14 protein-coding genes and 2 pseudogenes are annotated in these 20,153 nt (G+C 36.7%); 4 read left to right on the forward strand and 12 right to left on the reverse strand.

Features of this window, described 5'->3' with window-relative positions; translation table 11 throughout:
• Positions 1-764 precede the first annotated feature (764 nt).
• Positions 765-2,356 (forward strand): annotated as a pseudogene (locus tag F6K40_RS28815) (IS1634 family transposase).
• Between the two features lie 504 nt (positions 2,357-2,860).
• Here F6K40_RS28815 and F6K40_RS28820 read toward each other — a convergent pair.
• The 10 genes and pseudogenes from F6K40_RS28820 to F6K40_RS28865 form a co-directional block, all read right to left on the reverse strand.
• Positions 2,861-3,070 carry a hypothetical protein gene (locus tag F6K40_RS28820; RefSeq protein WP_293140747.1) on the reverse strand — a complete coding sequence of 70 codons (210 nt, stop codon included), beginning with the start codon at positions 3,068-3,070 and terminating at the stop codon, positions 2,861-2,863.
• 639 nt (positions 3,071-3,709) lie between these two features.
• Entirely contained in the window at positions 3,710-4,219 is a 510-nt protein-coding gene (locus tag F6K40_RS28825) for a NifU family protein (RefSeq protein WP_293140750.1), read from the reverse strand.
• A 292-nt stretch (positions 4,220-4,511) separates the two neighbouring features.
• Positions 4,512-4,736, reverse strand: a complete 225-nt coding sequence (locus F6K40_RS28830) for a hypothetical protein (RefSeq protein ID WP_293140752.1) — start codon at positions 4,734-4,736, stop codon at positions 4,512-4,514.
• On the reverse strand, positions 4,714-4,863 hold the full coding sequence (locus F6K40_RS28835; RefSeq protein ID WP_293140754.1) for a hypothetical protein: 150 nt from the start codon (positions 4,861-4,863) through the stop codon (positions 4,714-4,716). Before F6K40_RS28835 ends, F6K40_RS28830 begins: the two co-directional genes overlap by 23 nt.
• Positions 4,856-5,293 (reverse strand): annotated as a pseudogene (locus tag F6K40_RS28840) (RNA-guided endonuclease InsQ/TnpB family protein); the annotation flags it as partial. The pseudogene F6K40_RS28840 and the gene F6K40_RS28835, both read right to left, overlap by 8 nt.
• 116 nt (positions 5,294-5,409) lie before the next feature.
• Complete coding sequence (locus F6K40_RS28845) at positions 5,410-5,700, reverse strand: asr0689 family protein (protein WP_293140756.1); 291 nt, start codon at positions 5,698-5,700, stop codon at positions 5,410-5,412.
• A gap of 36 nt (positions 5,701-5,736) precedes the next feature.
• Positions 5,737-6,729 (reverse strand): tetratricopeptide repeat protein, encoded by a 993-nt coding sequence (locus F6K40_RS28850; RefSeq protein WP_293140758.1) that lies wholly within the window; start codon positions 6,727-6,729, stop codon positions 5,737-5,739.
• A 463-nt stretch (positions 6,730-7,192) separates the two neighbouring features.
• Positions 7,193-7,522: a hypothetical protein gene (locus tag F6K40_RS28855; RefSeq protein WP_293140760.1), complete on the reverse strand. Its 330-nt coding sequence runs from the start codon at positions 7,520-7,522 to the stop codon at positions 7,193-7,195.
• 424 nt (positions 7,523-7,946) lie between these two features.
• Positions 7,947-8,210: a hypothetical protein gene (locus F6K40_RS28860; RefSeq protein ID WP_293140762.1), complete on the reverse strand. Its 264-nt coding sequence runs from the start codon at positions 8,208-8,210 to the stop codon at positions 7,947-7,949.
• 90 nt (positions 8,211-8,300) lie between these two features.
• On the reverse strand, positions 8,301-8,762 hold the full coding sequence (locus F6K40_RS28865; RefSeq protein ID WP_293140764.1) for a hydrogenase maturation protease: 462 nt from the start codon (positions 8,760-8,762) through the stop codon (positions 8,301-8,303).
• A 239-nt stretch (positions 8,763-9,001) separates the two neighbouring features.
• Between F6K40_RS28865 and F6K40_RS28870 the strand changes: the two genes are divergently transcribed.
• The gene (locus F6K40_RS28870) at positions 9,002-9,535 is read left to right on the forward strand and encodes a GNAT family N-acetyltransferase (RefSeq protein WP_293140766.1); all 534 of its coding nucleotides are present in this window, start codon (positions 9,002-9,004) and stop codon (positions 9,533-9,535) included.
• Between the two features lie 771 nt (positions 9,536-10,306).
• Entirely contained in the window at positions 10,307-10,534 is a 228-nt protein-coding gene (locus tag F6K40_RS28875; protein ID WP_293140768.1) for a hypothetical protein, read from the forward strand.
• On the opposite strand, the gene F6K40_RS28880 is transcribed toward F6K40_RS28875, so the two are convergent.
• Together F6K40_RS28880 and F6K40_RS28885 are read right to left on the reverse strand one after the other, a co-directional pair.
• On the reverse strand, positions 10,535-11,866 hold the full coding sequence (locus tag F6K40_RS28880; RefSeq protein ID WP_293140770.1) for an MFS transporter: 1,332 nt from the start codon (positions 11,864-11,866) through the stop codon (positions 10,535-10,537). It lies immediately after the preceding gene.
• Between the two features lie 1,518 nt (positions 11,867-13,384).
• The gene (locus F6K40_RS28885) at positions 13,385-18,838 is read right to left on the reverse strand and encodes a trifunctional serine/threonine-protein kinase/ATP-binding protein/sensor histidine kinase (protein ID WP_293140772.1); all 5,454 of its coding nucleotides are present in this window, start codon (positions 18,836-18,838) and stop codon (positions 13,385-13,387) included.
• 1,104 nt (positions 18,839-19,942) lie between these two features.
• Between F6K40_RS28885 and F6K40_RS28890 the strand changes: the two genes are divergently transcribed.
• Positions 19,943-20,143 carry a hypothetical protein gene (locus F6K40_RS28890; RefSeq protein ID WP_293140774.1) on the forward strand — a complete coding sequence of 67 codons (201 nt, stop codon included), beginning with the start codon at positions 19,943-19,945 and terminating at the stop codon, positions 20,141-20,143.
• The last annotated feature ends 10 nt before the right edge of the window (positions 20,144-20,153 follow it).

The following is a 20,153-nucleotide window of genomic DNA, read 5'->3' on the forward strand; positions in this document are numbered from 1 at the left end:
GCTCCTTTGACTCTTCCTTGAGCAAGTAAAACTAATAAACGTTGACGAGAGATACCTAATAAAATAGACGCTTGTTTAGTACCCATGATTCTTACCTCAACTCTTGGCCAATAGTAAAGCTTACTTTCTTACTATAACATTTACAGGATTTAACCTAAAAACAAAGATAAACCAATAATTTGCTTTTGTCAACAAGAAAGTTTGGACTTAAAAGTATGAGTGGTTAGGGTAGGAGTCAACTGAGATGGCCCAAAGCTGAAACCTTGAAGTCCCAAACCTGAACTAAGAGGTTTCAAACCTCAACTTCCTCAAAAGATGCGCTTAGGGGTTCTATAGAACCCATTTGATATCTCTAGAAAAGAGCGAGAAGGGGAGCGGGGGAGTAGGGGAGCGGGGGAGTAGGGGAGCGGGGGAGCGGGGTAGTAGTGGACTGTTTCATCTAAAATGGTGCAATAGGCTTTTTTCTCCCTTACCACCTTGTCTTCCTTCTCCTCCTTGTCTTCCTTGTCTTCCCACAACCTAAAATCTAATGCACAGTTTTAGCTGAAACGGTCCAGTAGGGAAGCGGGGTAGGGACGTTTTGCTGACGCTTTCGCTCCGCTAACGCTATGCGACATGGAATAGGAGCATTCCCTATAACCCACATTCCGCACGACAAAATGTAGTATGCAAAGATGGTCAAACTTGAGTAAGTATTTAGGCTCAAGAAAAAAAACCTCAAAGTGTAATTCTAGATAATAAGTGAAGATAAAAAAGAGGAGAAAATGTCAATAGAAGTTAGCAATATAGACCATCTAGGATTAGTAGCAGGAATTATTGATGAGATTGGTATAGAAGAGAAAATTAATCAACTACTTGGAGAGCAATTCCCAGAAAAAATAACAGGGGGTCAAGTAGTCAAAGGAATGGTTTTAAATGGGTTAGGATTAGTTTCATCTCCATTATATGTATTTAGTAAATTTTTTGATGGAAAAGCTATAGAACATTTAATTGGAACAGGTATAAAAACAGAGTATTTTAATGATGATAAATTAGGTCGGGTATTAGACCAACTGTATAACAGAGGATTAAATGAAATTTTTATGTCTGTGGTGTTAGAAGCAGTGAAAATTTATAAGCTAGAAACAAGTACAGTCCACCTAGATTCTACATCATTTCATGTTCATGGAGATTATCACAGAGATGAGGATGAATCAACAGAAGATATAGAACAAAAAACTATCAAAATAACTTATGGATATTCATCAGATAATTGACAGTTTTAAAACAATTTATGATGGATTTAATTTGTACAAACGATGGAGATGTACCATTGTGGATGAGAATTGGGTCTGGAAATGAATCTGACCAAAAAGAATTTGTACTAGCCATGAAAGAGTTTAAAAATCAGTTAAATTTTGACAGTTTAATGGTGGCAGATAGTGCTTTATATACTAAGCGAAAATCTACAGTTATTAACAAAGATTAAATGGTTAAGTCGAGTTCTTGTTCGTATAAAAGCAGCTCACTTGCGCAGTTCAAGAAATAGATAGTGAGGGTTTGAATCCCAGTCAGATTAAAGGATATAGCTATCAAGAACTCTCAAAAACTTAAGGGGGCATTCGTACCTCGATGGTTAATAGTTGAAAGTCAACTAAGGCAAGAATCAGATTTAAAAATAAGAGAGAAAAAAATCCAGAAAGAACGAGTTGAAGTTGACAAAAAACTGCGTAGTTTAAAATCAGAAAAGTTTGCTTGTGTACCAGATGCAGAAATAGCAACCAGAAAGCTGTTGAAAAACTTTTTAGATCACGAATTGACAGAAATTAATTTTCAATTCGTAGAGTCGAAATCTGATAAAGATTTTCCTTATGAAGCCCAAGTTCAAGTGGGGTTAAGAGAGTCAAAAATAGAATTAGAAAAAAACGAGCAGGTCGATTTATATTAGCAACAAATGTCCTGGATAGCATGGAATTAACTCGATTAAAAAATGTTGTCTAAATATAAGGGACAAAAATCTGTAGAAAGAGGCTTTAGATTTCTATGCATACCCCCTGTTTTTAACTGATAGTGTCTTCCGTGTTTCCCCTCATAGAATCGAAGCTTTGGGGTTAATTATGGGATCCGTGTTTATTGGTTTATAGTTTAGGTCAACGTCAACTGCGTCAAACTTTAAAGCGAACTAAATCTACTGTAAAAAATCAATTAGGTCGTCCTACTAATAGACCGACATTACGTTGGATATTTCAATGTTTTCAGTCGATTCATTTATTGATTAATTCCGGTGTTAAAAGCATATCTAATCTCACAGAGAGAGCGTTTAGAATTATTGAAATTTTTTTCTCCAAGTTGTCAAAGATACTATCTACTCAGTTAAATAATTTGAGATGAAAACAGGTAGAACACAAAAATCATCAACAATTGAATCATAGTTAAAAATGAAAGCGCTTGGCAATTATTAAGATGGGAGTAGTCAAGTGATAGAGGGATTTTGGCAATTTTTGAATTGGTATATTGGTAAGTTCTGGTAATTGATATTATTCTATTGATTTACGTTGGCGGAGCCGTCGCTGCAGCTATATCGCCTCCTACCCCATACTATAAGTCTAAATACTTACTCAAGTTTGACCCTCTTTGTGTACTACATTTTGTCGTGCGGAATGTGGGCTATAAGAAAACGCATTAATGCTCAAGCAACGTCCGTACGGGAGCGCTCGTTTTGGCATTGTTCATTCATTGTCGTCAGAGAATATCAGGACTTACGCAAAGACACTATATATAGGGCATAGTAAATAGAGCGTTGGCGGAGCCGTCGCTGCAGCTATATCGCTAGTTAAAATTTAATGCGCTCCCTCCAAATTTTCTCACCAAAACCCAACTGTTAAAAGCTTAAAATTTGTGTGGTTTTAATTGCAGGGTATTTCAGTTCAGAGAATAGATATTTAGACAATAGTTGATGTTTAAGTTGGTAAATAGTTTGACCAAGAATAGTTGCCAATTTTTTCAAATAATTCCAAGCTAACATGGCACAAGCTTTTGTGTTTCTTTGAATTTTATTCAGACGACATTGACAACGTTCCAGTCCTATCAATTGTTTAATTCTGGCGTGAAATTATTCAATTTTCCATCGAGGCAAGGATTTCCAACTCTACATCATCATTACGAAATTGATTCAAGTCATAATCTTGCAATATATTCTGCTGAAGTTGGCGGAAACAGTAACCCAGAATAATTTGACCTTTTTATCTCTAGGAAAGCCTTTAATTTTAATAGTTTTTCCTGATACTAATTCCCACTCATTCCATGTTAATTCTTCCAGTTTTTGATAACTTTTTATACCTCCAGTATCGTCTACTAAACGATTTCTTTTTAACGGAAAATAGTAAATTTTACCTAAATTATCTACTCAAGCTATTAATCTTTTGGTTGCATACCAGCTATCCATTAATACTGTTTTTACTGGTCTGCATCTTCTTTTCAACCACATCAATCATCATTTCTTCTACATGATCTATAAGAAACCGGGGAAAGTTGGAGACAGATATCAGTATGGTAAGATATCTAATACAAACCCGGTTCCTACACTTGAAAAATCATAGCCAAAATCACCAATGCCAAAAAGTCTAACTATTCAACCAGACATTATTCATCAATTCTTTTCCCCTACTCCCGTACGGGCGATTCGCTTAATTAGGAGCATTCCGTAGGAAATCGCCCGTACTCCCTATTTTTAGGTATTCACAGAAACTACATTTTTAATTTCTGGGCAGTGGGTTTTAATTGCTTGTTCGACACCATCCTTCATCGTTAATGTTGAAGCAGGGCAGTTACTACAATTTCCTACTAATTTTACTTCCACAGTATCGGGCAGTTTAATAGCGACTAACTCCACATTACCATTATGGCTTTGCAAACCTGGGCGAATTTCATCTAACGCCTGTTGAACCCGAACTTCTAAAGGTGGTGTTGGTGGTTTAACTAATTCGTGATAGCGCAATAAACCATAAACAACTTCATCTTGCACCGCTTGACGCAATGCTGGCATAGATTCCTGTTTTACACTACGAATTAATCTGGTTAAAGCTTCTTTATGTAATGCTTCAATAGCATTTTTCAACCCTTCAACCACTGACTTTTGATTTTCATCCCAATGAGCGATCGCTTGTTCAAAATGAGTAATGTCAGATACCAGAGCTTCTAGACTAACACACTCTTGCGAGGGAATTTTGGCTTGAGTCATTTCAGTTATCAGTTATCATTTATCAGTTCTTCCTACTGAAGTCATACAGAAGATTCCAAGTATATGAAGTACAAATATTAACAATTAAATCTTTCTAGTGCGGGCAAGATCCCGCTCCGGGATGTATCTCACCAAGGTGGAATCCGCTGTATCAAATACGCTTACTTCGGAGTTAGAAGAAACCGGGTTTATGGGAAACAGATGTCAGTATAGTAGGGCATTTTATATAAACCCGGTTTCTCTGCTTTATTTATATCGACACTACTAGATTTTATATCAGAAGCTTGAGACCTTATTTCAACTTTATATCTTTGAGCAAAAATGGCATAGCAATTCCAGTTGCTAGACTAGAAATAATAATTGGTAACAATAATGTTGTTTCTATTTGTGCCATTGCTATTAGTATTAAAGCACCAACTGTAGTTGCTAAAGCTACTTGTCTGATAAAGTAAAATGGATTCCGTAGCAATTTACCTTTGAGGAACAACTTAGTACTATACCAACCAACTTCTAACATAATAATTAACTACTCCATAAAACTGATACAAAGCGTCACATAACGTAACAACTTGATAGCGAAGCTCCTCCGTAGGAGGCTGTTTACTTCCTGCTTCTACTGAGGCCGTCGGCGGTTTCTCATCCACAGGCATTCACAGTCGAGCCGACTGCATTTCTTAAATTTATACTGGCGTTTAAATCTTGGCGAAGATTGACCTACCACATTCTGGGCAGTCATAAGTCCTTACATTTAAAGGCATATCTTGAACATGACCACAATTCGAGCAAGTTTTTGATGATGGAAAAAACCTATCAACTATTACTAACTCAGAACCATACCACTGTGTTTTATATTCTAGCTGTCGCCTGAACTCATAAAAGCCTTGGTTGAAGATTGATTTAGCTAGCTTATGGTTAGCTAACATTCCACTAACGTTTAAATCTTCTATGACAATAGTGCCGTGGTTTTTGGCTTACGTATGTTGTCAATTTATGAAGTGCGTCTTTACGGATATTTGCTACTTTTCCATGCAGTCTAGCTATCTTCAGTTGTGCCTTTTTCCAGTTAACAGAACCCACCTCTTGATAATGTAAACTCATTAATTTAACGCGGAACCCGTCCCTACGATTGCAATTGACATTTAAAATCCTTGCATCCGTTCCAAAATCAGTGTCTTGCCAGTGTCTTCCAGCTAAACAAATTTCAAAATTGCCAAACCAAGAACAACTGCGGGAATTACACCAGCGGGACCAAACAAACCACCAATCATTGCAGCTAGACTATAACCTAAATCTTTTCCTGCTAACCAGATTCCGCCAATGGCACCAGCAATAATCGAAATTCCACTAGCAACTACCAACCAAAATATGGCAGTCAGTATTGTAATTTCTCCTGAAGTTAAGTTACTAAGAAAAATATGAATGCTTGGCATAGCTGCCAAGTCTGCAATCAGAGTATTGATAGTGGTGAGTAGATAACTCATTTTTATCCTCCTAATAATATTGAAATCTCCTATTTTCTAAGAGATAGTAAATTGAGCTTCATACAGCAACAATTCAGCTTCTACTACTGACAATGCTTCCGAAACTACTGTCGCTTTCTCTACTTCCCGATACTGGGAAAAAATTTCTTGAGCTTCTCCATAAAGATTTTTTGCCAGAAGCAAATTTTGGTAATTTCCTGCTTCTGGATTTTCTGGATGATCGGGTAAGTTATATAGCAAGTTAGCTTTATTAGAGATGGTTGTTGCGTACTCTAATGGTGTATCTTTAGCAGTACGAACTTTCAAGGCTTCGTTGTATCCAGTTAACGCCCGCAAATTATTTTCGATCGGATGCAGACTGGGGAGGTATTGTAAAGCATTAGCAAGGTTATTTTGCAACATCGCATATTCCTTGGGATGTTCGATGAGGTTAACTGCTTTTAATGCTTCCTCAAATGACTGTACTGCCATTGCTTGTCGCATACCTTCTCTTTCTGGATCTAGAGTCACGGACAGATAAGCGATCGCGATATTATTCTGCAATATTGCATATTCTTGAGGATATTTATCTGCTGTAAATATTGATAACGCCTGTTGAGATAACTGTATTGCCTGTTGCATTGTTGCCAAGTTAAAGGAAACTAACCCTTGCAACACTAACCCTAAGTTCATTTCTGCTTCTGCAACTTCTTCGGGTGTTGCCTGTTCCCTTAATATTTCTAGGGCAGTTTCATAAGCTTCTCTTGCCTCTAATAGTAAATCTGGCCCTTCTACTGGCATTGTTCTCAAAGCTGTTGCCATTCCTACTAATGCTCTTGCTTGCAGTAGAGGATAATCTTGGCTAGATAATTCTATAGCTTGTTGATACAGAGAAATAGCATCATGTAGCTGTTTAATATCTTTTGGTTTTTGTTGCAACCCATTTGCCATTTCTATTAGCATCTGGATTTTTTCAGGGACAGTTGCTACTTCAGATTCTATGGCATTCAGGGCTGCTTTTACAGTAGTTTGACTAAGAGTTTGAATCACAGTTTTTAATAGTTAGTATTTTGAACAAAAATTGTTATTTTTTTATACTATCCAAATGTATTTAACTTAGATATAGTTTTATTTTATCCATCTCAGCTAATAAATATCTTAATTATTTATATTTTTTTAATACTTATGCCATTTCTCTGTAACAATGCGCTTAATCGTTCTTACCTAGTCCTGGATTTTACTAATAACTGTTATCTTTATATTAAGCGCAACATCAGGTCGAAATGGTATTAGTTTTTGCTCTGTATAAATAAATCAAAGAACGAGTAGGCAAATACTGAAAATTTTACCCAAAAATCAGGTCTAAAGATTCCCATTTTTAAGGGGATAAAAAAATATTTGGTTCATTATTTCAATCCCAATGGTTCACTTGGAGGTACTGATAACTGATAACTGATAACTGATAAATGAAATGACCATATTTGCTCACCCTAAAACGATTATTGCAAAGTGTTTAAACTTTGGCTGGCGATGCCATTTCTTGAGAATTACGTTCAAAGCTAATCATATTAGCAATAGATTCTGGTAATTCCTGCAAATCATCTGTATTTTGAGAACCACTTAAAGGAGATACAAAAGTATAACAAGGGTCACATTCAGCAGTATCATAAACCTGAAGAATCCAATAATCAGGAAATCCTTCTATCCCTACTTCAACAATATACCAACTAGGTTCTTGTCGAGCATATCTAATAGTAAACCAATCTTTTTCTGTCTGGGGAATTTCCCAATCATTACTCAAAAAATCAATTGCTAATTTTTCTGCTTCTGTCTGAGAAAACATAATATTAACTATTTAAGTAAAAGGTCAAAAGTAAAAACTAAGATTTTATAGATTCAAAAGTTTGAAACTATTTGTGACGTTTTTAAAGTGAATTTATATCAGCACTCAGAAATTAACAAGAGCATTTTTTTTGACATCTATAGCAGTGCGCTCTGGTATATTTACAAATTATTTTTTGTAAACCAATTCTTGAGTATACTTTCGAGCTGAAAGTTGTAAATACCTGAGCGATCGCTGCTATAGCAGTTGCCAAAGCGATTAAAACATTCTCGCTCCTCTCAAATATACTCACAACAAAAATTTAATTTCTGAATGCTGAATCAGGACTTAGGCAGAACCACCATATCTAGTAGAGTGCGAATGCCATTCGCCCCTACATAAGGTGTATAATTTGCTATTTTGCGTAAGTCCTGTGAATGCTATATTACTGAGCAGGAACTTCCGCAGTATTTGGGTCAGGATACAATCCTAATTGTTTTGCTAATTCACGAGCAACATGGAATAAAAATTTAGCTCCATCTTGATTTCCTTGATGAATTTGTGCTTGACCAACTTGCATTAAAACTGAAACAAAACCTGCGTCAACCAGTTCAATATTTTCATCTAAAACATCAGGTTCTTTCCCATTTGGGCACTTAACTAATTTATCAATTAATTCAAAATATTGTTCTTGTCTTTGTTCGTCCATGATAATTTATTTGTGTTAATTTTAAGGAAGAAGAAAAAAGGAAAAATATAAATCCCTAACTTCTAATTTTCTACTTTCAACTATTGATAATTAATCAATTAAACTTGATATAATTTCTTGCAAAACCTTCTCAGCAGAACGCTGAACTACAGGAGAAAGTTCTAGACCAAAATCTAAATTTTCAGCTTCTATTAAATAGACAGTTACATCATCAGGAAAGTCTTCCCGAAAAATTTTTCTACCTACCGCTAGAGCATTATCCCAACGAAAATCATGCAAACTATAACTAGGTTCTGGCAATGCTTCCAACTCCGAACTAGGAACCTTAAATATTGCACCTGGTTCCGAACCTGTAGCACTAGCATCCAGAATAATCAGTTGCTGAGTTCCCCGCGCTTGAAACATTACTTCCATTCCCGCAGTACCGCAGTCATAAACCCGGACATTGGGATGAGGATGTGCAGCTAAATATTGTTGCAGGCGTTGAGCAATAATTACTCCTACCCCATCATCACTACGGTTTAGATTACCGCAACCGATAATTGTCAACATTATGTATTTGTTAAATGGGGGTCAGATGTGCTGAAAAGTAGATTTAATCTAGATTATCAACCTTATATCCTCAAGAATAACCCATTTTTTCAACCGTTTTTGTAACCTGGTAACATATATTTTAAGTCAGAAGTCAGAAGTTAGAAGTCAAAAGTAAATAAGAAAATATTAGATTCTCAGCGATCGCTCTGCTTACTGCTATATTGAGAGAAAACTACCATTGAATTCATAAAAAGATAATGATTATAAGAAAAGCTTTAGATTCCGATCTTGATGATATTTTGTCTGTCGAACGTGCTGCATTTGATGGAGAGGATGGGGCTGAAATTGTACAAAAGCTCCTGGGAGACGATAGCGCTCAACCTATTGTTTCTCTGGTTGCTTTCCAAGAAAATAGAACAGTAGGGCATATTTTTTTCAGTAGAGCGACTCTCGAACCAAATGCTCCCTTATCACTTTCAATTCTCGGTCCTCTCGCCGTTGTACCTGATGCTCAAAGACAAGGTATTGGTGGAAAACTTATTCAAAAGGGATTAGACATTTTATCGGAATCTGGAGTAGACTTAGTTTTTGTACTTGGTCATTCTACATATTATCCCCGTTTCGGATTTAAACCAGCAGGCAACCTTGGGTTTGAACCTCATTATCCCATACCCGAAAAAAATGCCGATGCTTGGATGGTTCAAGAATTGCGTCCGGGAATAATTGGAAATTTTAGAGGAAAAGTTATCTGTGCAGATAGTTTAGATGATCCCCAATATTGGGAGGAATAAGTTATATCATGTCCGGTTGAATAGTTATAAATAAAAATGGAGGAGTCAGGAGTCAGGAGTCAGGAGTCAGGAGGGTTTCTTCCAGTTGTGACTTAACTCTATACACAAACGATGCTACCGGACATGATATTAGAGTAATATAGAAACCTGCTGAAAAGTAGTCATTGCAAGCGATAGCGTTTGCGGAGCATTCCGTCAGGATAGCAATCTTACAACCCCTGAGATTGCTTCCTTCCACTCTGTTCCCGTCGCAATGACTTACAATAACTAGGGTTTGCTGAAAAAGTCTTTTTTTAGGAGTAGGGGAGCGGGGGAGTAGGGGAGTAGGGGAGTAGGGGAGTAGGTAGGGACGTTGCTTGAGCATTAATGCGTTTTCCGTTCCGGAATGCTGCGCTTTCCATGTCGCTCCGCGTTAACGCTTGCGGAGCATTCCCTATATGAAAGTTGTGCTTTAGCTAAATGTCCGTACGGGAGAATTTTTTTGCCCAACAATGCGCCCAAAATGCCAACATGCATTTTGATGAAGAGCTGAAAACCAAGGTATTTCTGACTATCAAAATTGCTGAAACTTTTATATAGAAATGCTTTGAGATTTACAGCGGTTTTCATATGAATAAACCACAATGATACTGACTCTTCACTCCTAACTCTTGACTCCTGACTCCTGACTCCTAACAATGAATTTAGTGGTCTACTCAACTGAAAAGCGCTGTAATTAGCAAGCCATAACTAATCATCAAGACTTATATAGAACCCATTTGGGATATATGATTGGTCCGTGTGGTCTGTGTGGAGAGTGTGGTCTGTGTGGAGAGTGTGGTCTGTGTGGAGAGTGTAGTCCGTACAGGACTCAAAAAATATAGGGTTGTAAATATTCTAGCTCAGACAATGAATGAACAATGCCAAAACGAGCGCTCCCCTACTCCCTCTTTTCTAGAGATATCAAATGGGTTCTATATGACACGCCTACTACACAAGGTGGTTATGCGTAAGTCCTGATTATTTTGAAGCAACCACAGAATCACGTTCCGCCAACAAACGACGTAATTCTTTTTGTCGAGTGCTGTCTAATGGAAAATTCCAGATAACGATCACTGCTAAAAGACTAATTGGGATAGGTACACAAATAAATATATATTTTAGTGCCTCTATTGCTTCGGCAGTATTTTCGCCCCCAGGAGCAAAACCGATCCAATCTAAAATAGGATAAATTATCCCAACTCCTAAAGCAGAACCAACTTTGTTAGTCATCGTTAACAAAGAATAGTAAAGACCTGTACGCTGTGTTCCTGATTCCAAGTTATCGTGGTCTGTAACGTCCGCCATGATTGAGCGCAATAAAAACGCTCCCGCACCAGATTCGATGCCGAAAAGAATATTAACTAAAGTATATAACCATAAGTTTCCTGGTTGAACGAGCAATAGACTCACAAGAATTAAACAACCATATATTTTAGCAACACCAAAAGTCCGATGCTTCTCCAACTTATAACTAAGACGCATCCACAGAGGAATGCCACAAAAACTAGCTATGAAATAGAGTAAGAGCATTAAACTAGACCACTCCCCTATTTGCATAACATGGGTGACAAAAAAAATATAGATCGATCCAACAATTCCCGGAGCAAGACCAATCATTAAATCTGCTATCAGCACTCGTATTAGCAGTTGATTTTTCAACAGCAGAGAGGTTGACTTAAACAAACCAAGTTGACAAGATGGTGTCACAGGTCTTTCTTTAACATTACTAACAGCGAGCGCTACAGTGATGGGCAGCAGTATAATTGTAAACCAACCCATAGCAGCAACTTTAGTTCCACTATCAGCACCTCCAGTCCGTTCAAGAATAGTCGGAAGTATCAAAACAGCTAACATACCAAAGACTAAAGCAAATTCTCGCCAACCTTGAACTCGCGCTCGCTCATAATAATCTGATGATAATTCTGCACCCCAAGACATATGAGAGATACTCAGCAGAGTCCAACCAACATACAACAATAGCATCCAAAACAGAAGATACTTTTCTGTAACTGGTGCTTCTGGGATAAAAACTTTGTAAACGCAAATCATTAAAATAGGAACGGATAATATAATCCAATGACGCCGACGGCCTAGGGGAGTTGTCACCCTATCGCTGAGAACACCAAGAACTGGATCGGTCAAAACGTCCCATAAACGGGTAATCATAAAAACTGTGCCCACCAGAGAAAGGCCAAGTCCCATTTCTTCTGCATAAAATGGAGGAAGATAAACAAGAAGAGGAAGGCCAAGAGCGGAAAGGGGTATTCCAGGAGAGACAAAGGCTGCTATAGTTTTTTTGGTGAGATTCATTTTTGTGTATTATTTATGCCCTTGGGAGCAAAATATAAAATTATATTTCATTTTAGACATATTAATTAAAATTTACGCCAAGTTCTATATTTACTTAAGATTGAGGTTATAGCGCTACGCGCTAGGGAACAGGGAACAGGGAACAGAGAACAGGAGACTATTAAAGGGTTTCAGGGTTGATAAATGTCCTAACCTTTGCTTCGACTGCTATATTGCGATGCGATCGCGGTTTGTTATAGCAGGGAACAGGGAACAGGGAACAGGGAACAGGGAACAGGGAACAGGAAACAGGGAATAGGGAACAGGCATGAAAAACATTTCCTAGTCTGAGATTGATCATCAGTCTATGTCGTAACCAATTCTTTCTTAGCCAGGACTTATGCAAAGACTCTATATATATATAGTGAGGGCGAATGCCATTTGCCCCTACAGATGGTGCTTAAAACGTCGATTTGCGTAAGTCCTGTTAGCTATATATTAAATCCGGTAGTATCTAATACTGCCAGAAACCGGGGAAAGTTTTAAATGCTCCGCTCTATAACATCTACCTCCCACAAACCCGGTTTCTTATAACACTTTCATGAAGAGCAGATTTGATATTACTGATAACTGATAACTGATAACTGAAATGCTCCCTAAAAAAAAAGGCATTGGTGATTTTTGCTATGAAAGGGATTTGTTGTAATAGCCATAGAACATCCGTTCCGCTTTTCGGTTGTCAGATCCGACATGAAAGGTGAACCTAGTGGGAGCTATATCACCCTCTTTCTATACATTGATGCTTTATTCATTTATTGGCCAATAGTTAAATGGCTAAAAGCCTTTGCAGGTATAAGTTTCAGCCTTTTTTTATGTAAGAAAACATAGATTTATTTATTGGACAATAGTTGTAGAAGTATGAAGTACATATGCTTGGATCTTGTGCGGTAGCTATATGTTTTCATACAACAAAGCCCTATGAAAGTCTAGAAACCGGGTTTGTATTACAGCGCTTTTCAGATTGATGAACCACATCGACACAACAAAAACCTTGTAGGGACGTTCCATGGAACGTCCCTACTGTGGTCTACTGAAATGAAAACTGCTGTAAATGCCTTATCGTACTAATATCTATCCGCAACAAACCCGGTTTCTTGACATACTCCCGACGTTGCCCTTCTATTCCCCCCTTTCAAGGGGGGGTTAGGGGGGATGGACAACGCGGGATTCTGAGCGTCTGGGAAACCCTGACCGCTGTTTAGACAGAGGTGATGTCCTCCCCCTGTTTTGGCTTTTACAATAACAAAATGCTCCTAGCTTGTCAAGGGCATATGAACGTTTAGCTTATGAAGGCATCCCAATCCGGGCCCTGGCTTTCATCCCGACGCTCCCCCTCCCCCCTATGCACGGGGGGTTAGGGGGGATGGAGAGCGCGGGACTTCCCGCCAGGAAAGTTAAATTAAGGAAACTTAGATTTCATAGCTTGATTCACCAACGCAAAAAAAAATATTCAAACCATGAAAATCCGCCGAATGTAGGTTAAAATGGAATCTCGATCGCAAATTCTACCCCTTGCCCTGGTTCGGAATTACAACTTAGTTTACCCTGGTGTTTTTCCACAACAATTGAGTAACTAATTGACAAACCTAAACCTGTACCAGTACCCACTGGTTTAGTAGTAAAAAATGGGTCAAATATCTTCTGTTGATTTTCCTGACTAATACTCGGACCATTATTAGCTATTTTGATTTTTATCATCTTATAATTGGTAATTTCTGTACTAATAATAATCTTTGGTTCCTGATGGAATTCACTGTCATTTTTTCGGTTGTCTTCAAGAGCATAAATACCGTTACTCAGAATATTCATAAATACTTGATTTAGTTGAGAAGCGTAACAGTTCACCAATGGTAAATCACCATAATTTTTCACTACTTTAATTTCTGATTTTTTCCTCTGAGGGTTGAGTCTATTTTGTAAAATTAGTAAAGTGCTATCTATTCCGGCATGGATATTTACCGGCTTCATGTCTGATTCATCTAATCTCGAAAAATTCCGTAGAGACTCTACAATGTTTTTAATTCTTTCAGATCCTACTTTCAGAGAATTTAGTAATTTTTCAAAATCTTCAGTTAAAAATTCTAAATCTAATTCTTCCATTTTTTCTGCGATTTTACTGGTAGGATTAGGATATTCCTGTTGATAAAGATTGATTAAATCAAGTAATTCTTGGCTATATTGACTGGCATATTTGATATTGCCATAAATAAAACTAACAGGATTATTCATTTCGTGAGCAATTCCGGCTACCATTTGCCCTAAAGAAGACATTTTTTCGGTTTGAATTAATTGAGCTTGAGTATTTTTTAGTTGCTGGAGAGTTTCTGATAAATATAGATTTTTTTCGTTCAATTCTTCGGTGCGTTTTTTGACTTTATCTTCTAAGGTATGACTATATTCTTGGAGTTGATTTTTAGCAGTAGATAAGTTTTCATAAAGTCGGGCATTTTCTAGGGAAAAAGCTGCGGTAGTAGTCAGAACTTTTAAGACTTCTAGGCGCTCGCTAGTAAAAGCTCCTACTGTGAGATGATTTTCTAGATATAATATGCCAATAAATTTACCGCAATTAATAATTGGAATACATAAAATACTTTTGGGTTGATAGTTTTGAATGTAAGGATCGGCAACAAACTTAGCTTCATTACTCGCATCATCAAGTACCATGGTTTTTTGAGTACGCGCCACATAATAAATCAGAGAATTAGGAAGCTCATTTGTGGAGTCAATAGCAAGAGATTGTCTTGATATTAGTTGTAATTCTTCATCTTGGTTGCTATTACGAATAGCTTTTGCTTCTATGACTAAATTTTCTCCTTGAGGGAAGATTAAATAACCTTTTTGAGCAGCAGCATTTTCTAAAGTGACTCGCATCAAAACTGAGAGTAAATTCTCTAGTTGAATTTCTCCGGAAATTGCTTGAGTTGCTTTGATTAAACTGCTGAAGTCAAGTGCTAGAAAAGTCTCACTACTTGTATATGTGACAGTTTCAGTAGTTAAGCTACGAGTAGAATTAGAGTCTTTTTGCTGTATGGGTTTAAGCAGATCGCCGTAGCACTTTTCCAGGTGTTTGAGTTTAGCAACTGCTCCCCACTTAGCATAAGCATAGTAAGCTTTAATCAAATATGCTTGGGCAATAGTCTGTTTATTCCACTCTAGGTAAAATTTAGCTGCGAGTTCGTTAGCGAGGGCAACTTCTTGAATATATTCGTTTTCTGTTGCAGAGGCGATCGCTTGTTCATATAGTTCTATCGCTTCAATATAATTATGAAAGACGCGATGTTTTTCTGCTTCTACGAGATGAAATTTATGTAAAAAGTTTACAGGAGCATGGTGCGCCCAGATTTTCATCTGTTCCTGGTTGGAGGCAACTTCTTCTAACCACTTTTGTTGTTCTGTTTCTGAACCTTCATTGTAAAGAGCAAGTCGAATTAAAGAACCATAAAAATAGAAAAATACCGGACTGTAGTGAGAAGTAACTAGATGGAGATACGGTTGTCCTGCCAGACAAAATTTTAGAGATTCTTGATAGTCACCAAAGAGATAACACAAATAAAGTTTGTGCAAATGTAAGTACACCAGTCCGTGATCTTCAGGTTGTATTTTTGTCTCATCAAAAGCTTCACCAACTAACATACAGGGATTTTCAGATCGATCGCTTAAGTTCAGAACAGTCTGTTGATTCATTTGCAACCATGTCAGGGGAGTTTCTTGTTTAATTTTCACGACAGCATCAATAGCATTATTCAGCTTTTGAGAAAGTTCGGTTAATTCCCACCCAACAAAGTAGGAGTGAAAAGAATGTAAAAAAATGTTGTAACCAGCAAACTCAAAATCTCCCCTAGATAAAGCTAGGGAATAACATTCTAGAAATAAGGGTAAGGTATTTGCTAAATGTTCTTGCCAATGACGCAAATGGTGGTTTGCTACAGTTACTCCTCTGAGAGTATCTCCTCCGAAGCGATCGAATAATCCAAATATAACCTCAGATAATTCATAAGCTGCTTTAATTTCTCCCTTCCTCCAAAGCAAGATTCCGTAACAACTATAACCGTAAGCGGAAGCAGGAGTATTACCCCACTCTACAGATAAAGTCACAATAGCAAAAATTATACTCGCCCATAGTGGGGAACCGACAACAAAAGCTGCTGCTCCGATTAATCCTAGAAGTTGTATTAAGGCTAATTTTTCAGGATTTTTCATTTCTGGAAGTTGTTTGAGTTCTTCAGTGGAGCGATCGCTCATAAATGACTGGAGTTTTTCAATAGCAGCAAACAACTCTGCTTCTGTCGCTCTAGGGGATAATTCTAATCCTAAATTTTTAATCACAACTATAGCTAGATCGATACCTTTGATAATTTGGTTTTGAGCAAATTCCGATTTAATTTTAGTCATGTAAACTGGAACTTTTTCTAATAAATTTTTAGCTTCTTGCTGTACAACTTCAGCTAATTGTTCTATCTGCTCATATTCACCTACCAAATACCTCACTTCTGCTGCTTCTACATACAGAGCTAATGTTAATTGATAATTCATTTCCCAACTATTAGCTGTTAACAATTCTAGTCCTGTATTTAGATAATTCACTGCAGCATTATAAGCAGTAGAAAGTTTAGCTTTCTTTCCCGCCATTAAATTTAACTGAGCTAGTTGTTCTCGTTCAGTGAGACGGGAAATTAAATCTATTCCATAATTCAACTGATTAACAATATCAAAAATTTTCTCTTGCTTCTCATTTTCTGGAATATTTTCTAACAATAACCGCCCGATTTTTAAATGAGTCGCTTGTTTTTGCTCTTCTGGAATTAACAAATAAGCAGCTTGTTGTACCCTGTCGTGCAAAAACTTATAACTTGCATCAGTTTCTCTTCCCTTAAAATCTGTCAATTTACTCGACTCTTCTGAAGTATAAAACTTATATACTTCTGTCACTGGTAAAATTAATCCTTCTGGCAATGCCTCCCACAAATTATTAGCTGTTTCTCCAACCGACTTTTCCGAAACAATAGCTAAAGTTTCTAAATCAAATTTATTACCAATACAAGCTGCTAATTTCATTACCTCTTGAGTCTCAGGTGACAATTTTTGCAGACGAGTTGCCATAAACTCCACCACATCATCTGTCAGAGAAAATAACTTAACTTCAGCAATATCGCATTCCCAATAACCCACCTCATAATTAAAAGTAATTAATCCTTCTTTGTACAATGCTTTGAGAAATTGAGTAATAAAAAAAGGATTTCCTTGAGTTTTTTGATAGACTAATTCTGCCAAAGGAAATGCTCTTTCTTCAGCACAATGAAGTGTATCTGCCACTAAAGGGTTTAAATCTGAAATTAACTCCAGAGGTTTTAAAGTAATAGTCTTCACAATTGCCGATTTTTTGACAATTTCTTCTAATGTCAATATTAAAGGATGAGTCGGATTTACTTCATTATCTCGATAAGCTCCTAACAATAATAAATGTTGACTATTTTTTTCACTCATTAACAACTGCATCAACTTCAAAGAAGCCGGATCTGCCCACTGTAAATCATCCACAAAAATTACTAACGGATGCTCTTGAGTCGCAAAGATTTTAATGAATTTTAAAAATAGTAAATTAAACCGATTTTCCGCCGCACTTCCTGATAATTCTTCCACCGCAGGTTGATGAGAAATAATCAATTCTAGTTCCGGAATCACTTCAATAATAACCTGCCCATTTTCACCCAATTCTGAGATAATTTTACTCTTCCATTCCTGTAATTGATTTGCCGTTTCACCCAACAATTCTCCCATCAAATACCGAAATGCTTGTACCAAAGCACTAAAAGGAATATTGCGTTGAAATTGGTCAAATTTACCCTTAATAAAATATCCTCGTTGACGAACTATTGGTTTATGAACTTCATTAATTACTGCTGTTTTTCCGATTCCTGAAAAACCTGCTACTAACATTATTTCCGCTCCTCCCCCCTTACTAAGGGGGGTCTGGGGGGGATTACTGACTCTTTCAAAAGCATCTAATAAACTTTTCACTTCCTCTTGGCGACCATAAAGTTTTTCTGGAATACTGAAACGGTCTGAAATATCTCGTTTTCCTAATTCAAATGTCGGAATTTTTTCGGTTTCTTGCCAAGATTTTAAACAGGTTTGTAGATCCTGTTTTAATCCGAAAGCATTCTGATAGCGTAACTCAGCATTTTTTGCTAGTAATTTCATAATAATATTACTTATAATTCGAGGTATTGCTGTGTTTAATTCAGTCGGTGGAGTCGGTTCTTTGGCAATATGAAAATAAACTAATTCTATGGGATCATTTGAGAAAAAAGGTAGTTGGTTTGTGATAATTTCATAGAATGTAATTCCTAAAGAATAAAAATCACTCCGGTAGTCGATACCTCGGTTCATTCTTCCGGTTTGTTCTGGAGACATATATGCCAAAGTACCTTCGAGAACATTAGGATTGATAATTTCTTGAGTTTCTCTTGGTAACAATGTGGAAATACTAAAGTCAATTAATTTGACATCCTTTGTGTCTGGATTAATTACAATATTAGAAGGTTTAATATCTTTATGAATAATTTGATGATGGTATAAATCTTCTAAAATTTCCACTATTGAAATAGCAAGTTCTATAAAATTTGCCAGGTTAAGTTTTTGATTAGTTAGGTATGTTTTGAGAGAAACTGCCCCAATATCTTCCATAATTAGAGCATAACCATTACCTGATTTTTCTAAGGAAATAGGTTTGACAATTCCTGGAAAATTCAGATTTTTAGTAATTGTATATTGGTGGCGAAACTGTAATAATTCCGAAAATGTTGGGTATTCTTTATTGAGAACTTTAATAACTACTGGTTGTTGATTTATTGTATTTATTCCACGATAAACCGTGGTTCTTGTTCCTGTATAAATTTGTTGAGTTATTTGGTAATTTGGTAGTTGAATCATGACCAAATCAAGAGATTTATGGCTAATTAAGAATTCATTAAATTATAACAACAAATACCTGACAAAGAACACCTTTTTATTTCTTGTCTTGTTAAATGTATTTAAGTAATTCCTAATAGTATTTTTAAGAATTAGCCTATTATATTATCCCTTATGGTCTCATTTTTGTAAATCCCGGGGTGAATATCTACAAGAAATTTAAGTTTTTCCCTGCTTTTAAGCCTTCTCTTCTAGATAACTAATCTAGATAACTAAAGCTTTCTTCCTTACCCATACTTTTATAAGATAAAATTCGGTTATATAGTAATTGCCACAATGAAGAGTAAAAATATCACCATACTGTTTAGCACTTGTTTTTAGAAATGCCAATGTTTTGACAATTTGTTGCAGTAATTTTATTGAAAGATTACCGAAAGATTGTGGTATAAACCCTTCCCTTTTAAAGGGGATAAAACCGGTTGTTTGCGGAGCAGTCCGTAGGATGGGATGGCGAGGAAACCTCGCTATCCCTCGACCAAGAAAAAAGAGAATATTCCTTATGTCAAGCCTCCTTATTGCAGAGGTACTGATAACTGATAACTGATAACTGATAACTGATCTTTCCCCCTCCTCCCTACTCCCTCTTTTCCGGAGAGGTCTAATATATTCTATCTAGATATTATATTTCTAGTTTACGATCGCATTTCTACTTCTTCATTTTATGAAGCTTCTAGGCATAGCCGAAATATTGACTCCAATATACACCAAATTTTACCCAAGAGCAATCAAAGCTGTATTCTTTATCTATCAATACTTTCAGCTTTTTATGTTTGCTTGGAAAATTCAGCAGCGATCGCAGGATTTTTTGGCCTAAATTACCCCTCAAATAGGGATGCCGATCTAATTTTGCTAATTTTATTTTAAATAACTAATATTTTAATTATTTTATATAAATTTTGATTATTTAACATTAGTAACATGGGACTTTAGGAAAAAAAAATAGGTCAAAACCTTATACAGTAATGTTTTCACCTTCAATTAACCGTTTTATTGATATATCTAGTAGCGTGTCAAGCTTAAAAATGTGGGTTAAAAAACCGGTAGTGCGTCAAGGAAGTGTGGGAAGTGTGGCAAGTGTGGCAAGTGTGGGAAGTGTGGGAAGTGTGGGAAGTGTGGGAAGTGTGGGAAGTGTGGGAAGTGTGGGAAGTGGGAGGAATAATTGTACCTGTATCTTTTTGGGAAGTGTCTGCCACCCGTCCTAAATTTTTAGTCTTAAAGGCTAAAAAATTTGCACTTTTTTCGCTCCCCAAGTGCCCTCAAGCTTGATATATCAGTG

Source organism: Okeania sp. SIO3I5 (genome assembly GCF_010672085.1).
Classification (GTDB): domain Bacteria; phylum Cyanobacteriota; class Cyanobacteriia; order Cyanobacteriales; family Microcoleaceae; genus Trichodesmium.

Coding starts and splice junctions, on each gene's coding strand:
- F6K40_RS28825 (WP_293140750.1), bottom strand. CDS start 4,219: ATGACTCAAGCCAAAATTCCCTCGCAAGAGTGTGTTAGTCTAGAAGCT.
- F6K40_RS28830 (WP_293140752.1), bottom strand. CDS start 4,736: ATGTTAGAAGTTGGTTGGTATAGTACTAAGTTGTTCCTCAAAGGTAAA.
- F6K40_RS28845 (WP_293140756.1), bottom strand. CDS start 5,700: ATGAGTTATCTACTCACCACTATCAATACTCTGATTGCAGACTTGGCA.
- F6K40_RS28855 (WP_293140760.1), bottom strand. CDS start 7,522: ATGTTTTCTCAGACAGAAGCAGAAAAATTAGCAATTGATTTTTTGAGT.
- F6K40_RS28860 (WP_293140762.1), bottom strand. CDS start 8,210: ATGGACGAACAAAGACAAGAACAATATTTTGAATTAATTGATAAATTA.
- F6K40_RS28865 (WP_293140764.1), bottom strand. CDS start 8,762: ATGTTGACAATTATCGGTTGCGGTAATCTAAACCGTAGTGATGATGGG.
- F6K40_RS28870 (WP_293140766.1), top strand. CDS start 9,002: ATGATTATAAGAAAAGCTTTAGATTCCGATCTTGATGATATTTTGTCT.
- F6K40_RS28880 (WP_293140770.1), bottom strand. CDS start 11,866: ATGAATCTCACCAAAAAAACTATAGCAGCCTTTGTCTCTCCTGGAATA.
- F6K40_RS28885 (WP_293140772.1), bottom strand. CDS start 18,838: ATGATTCAACTACCAAATTACCAAATAACTCAACAAATTTATACAGGA.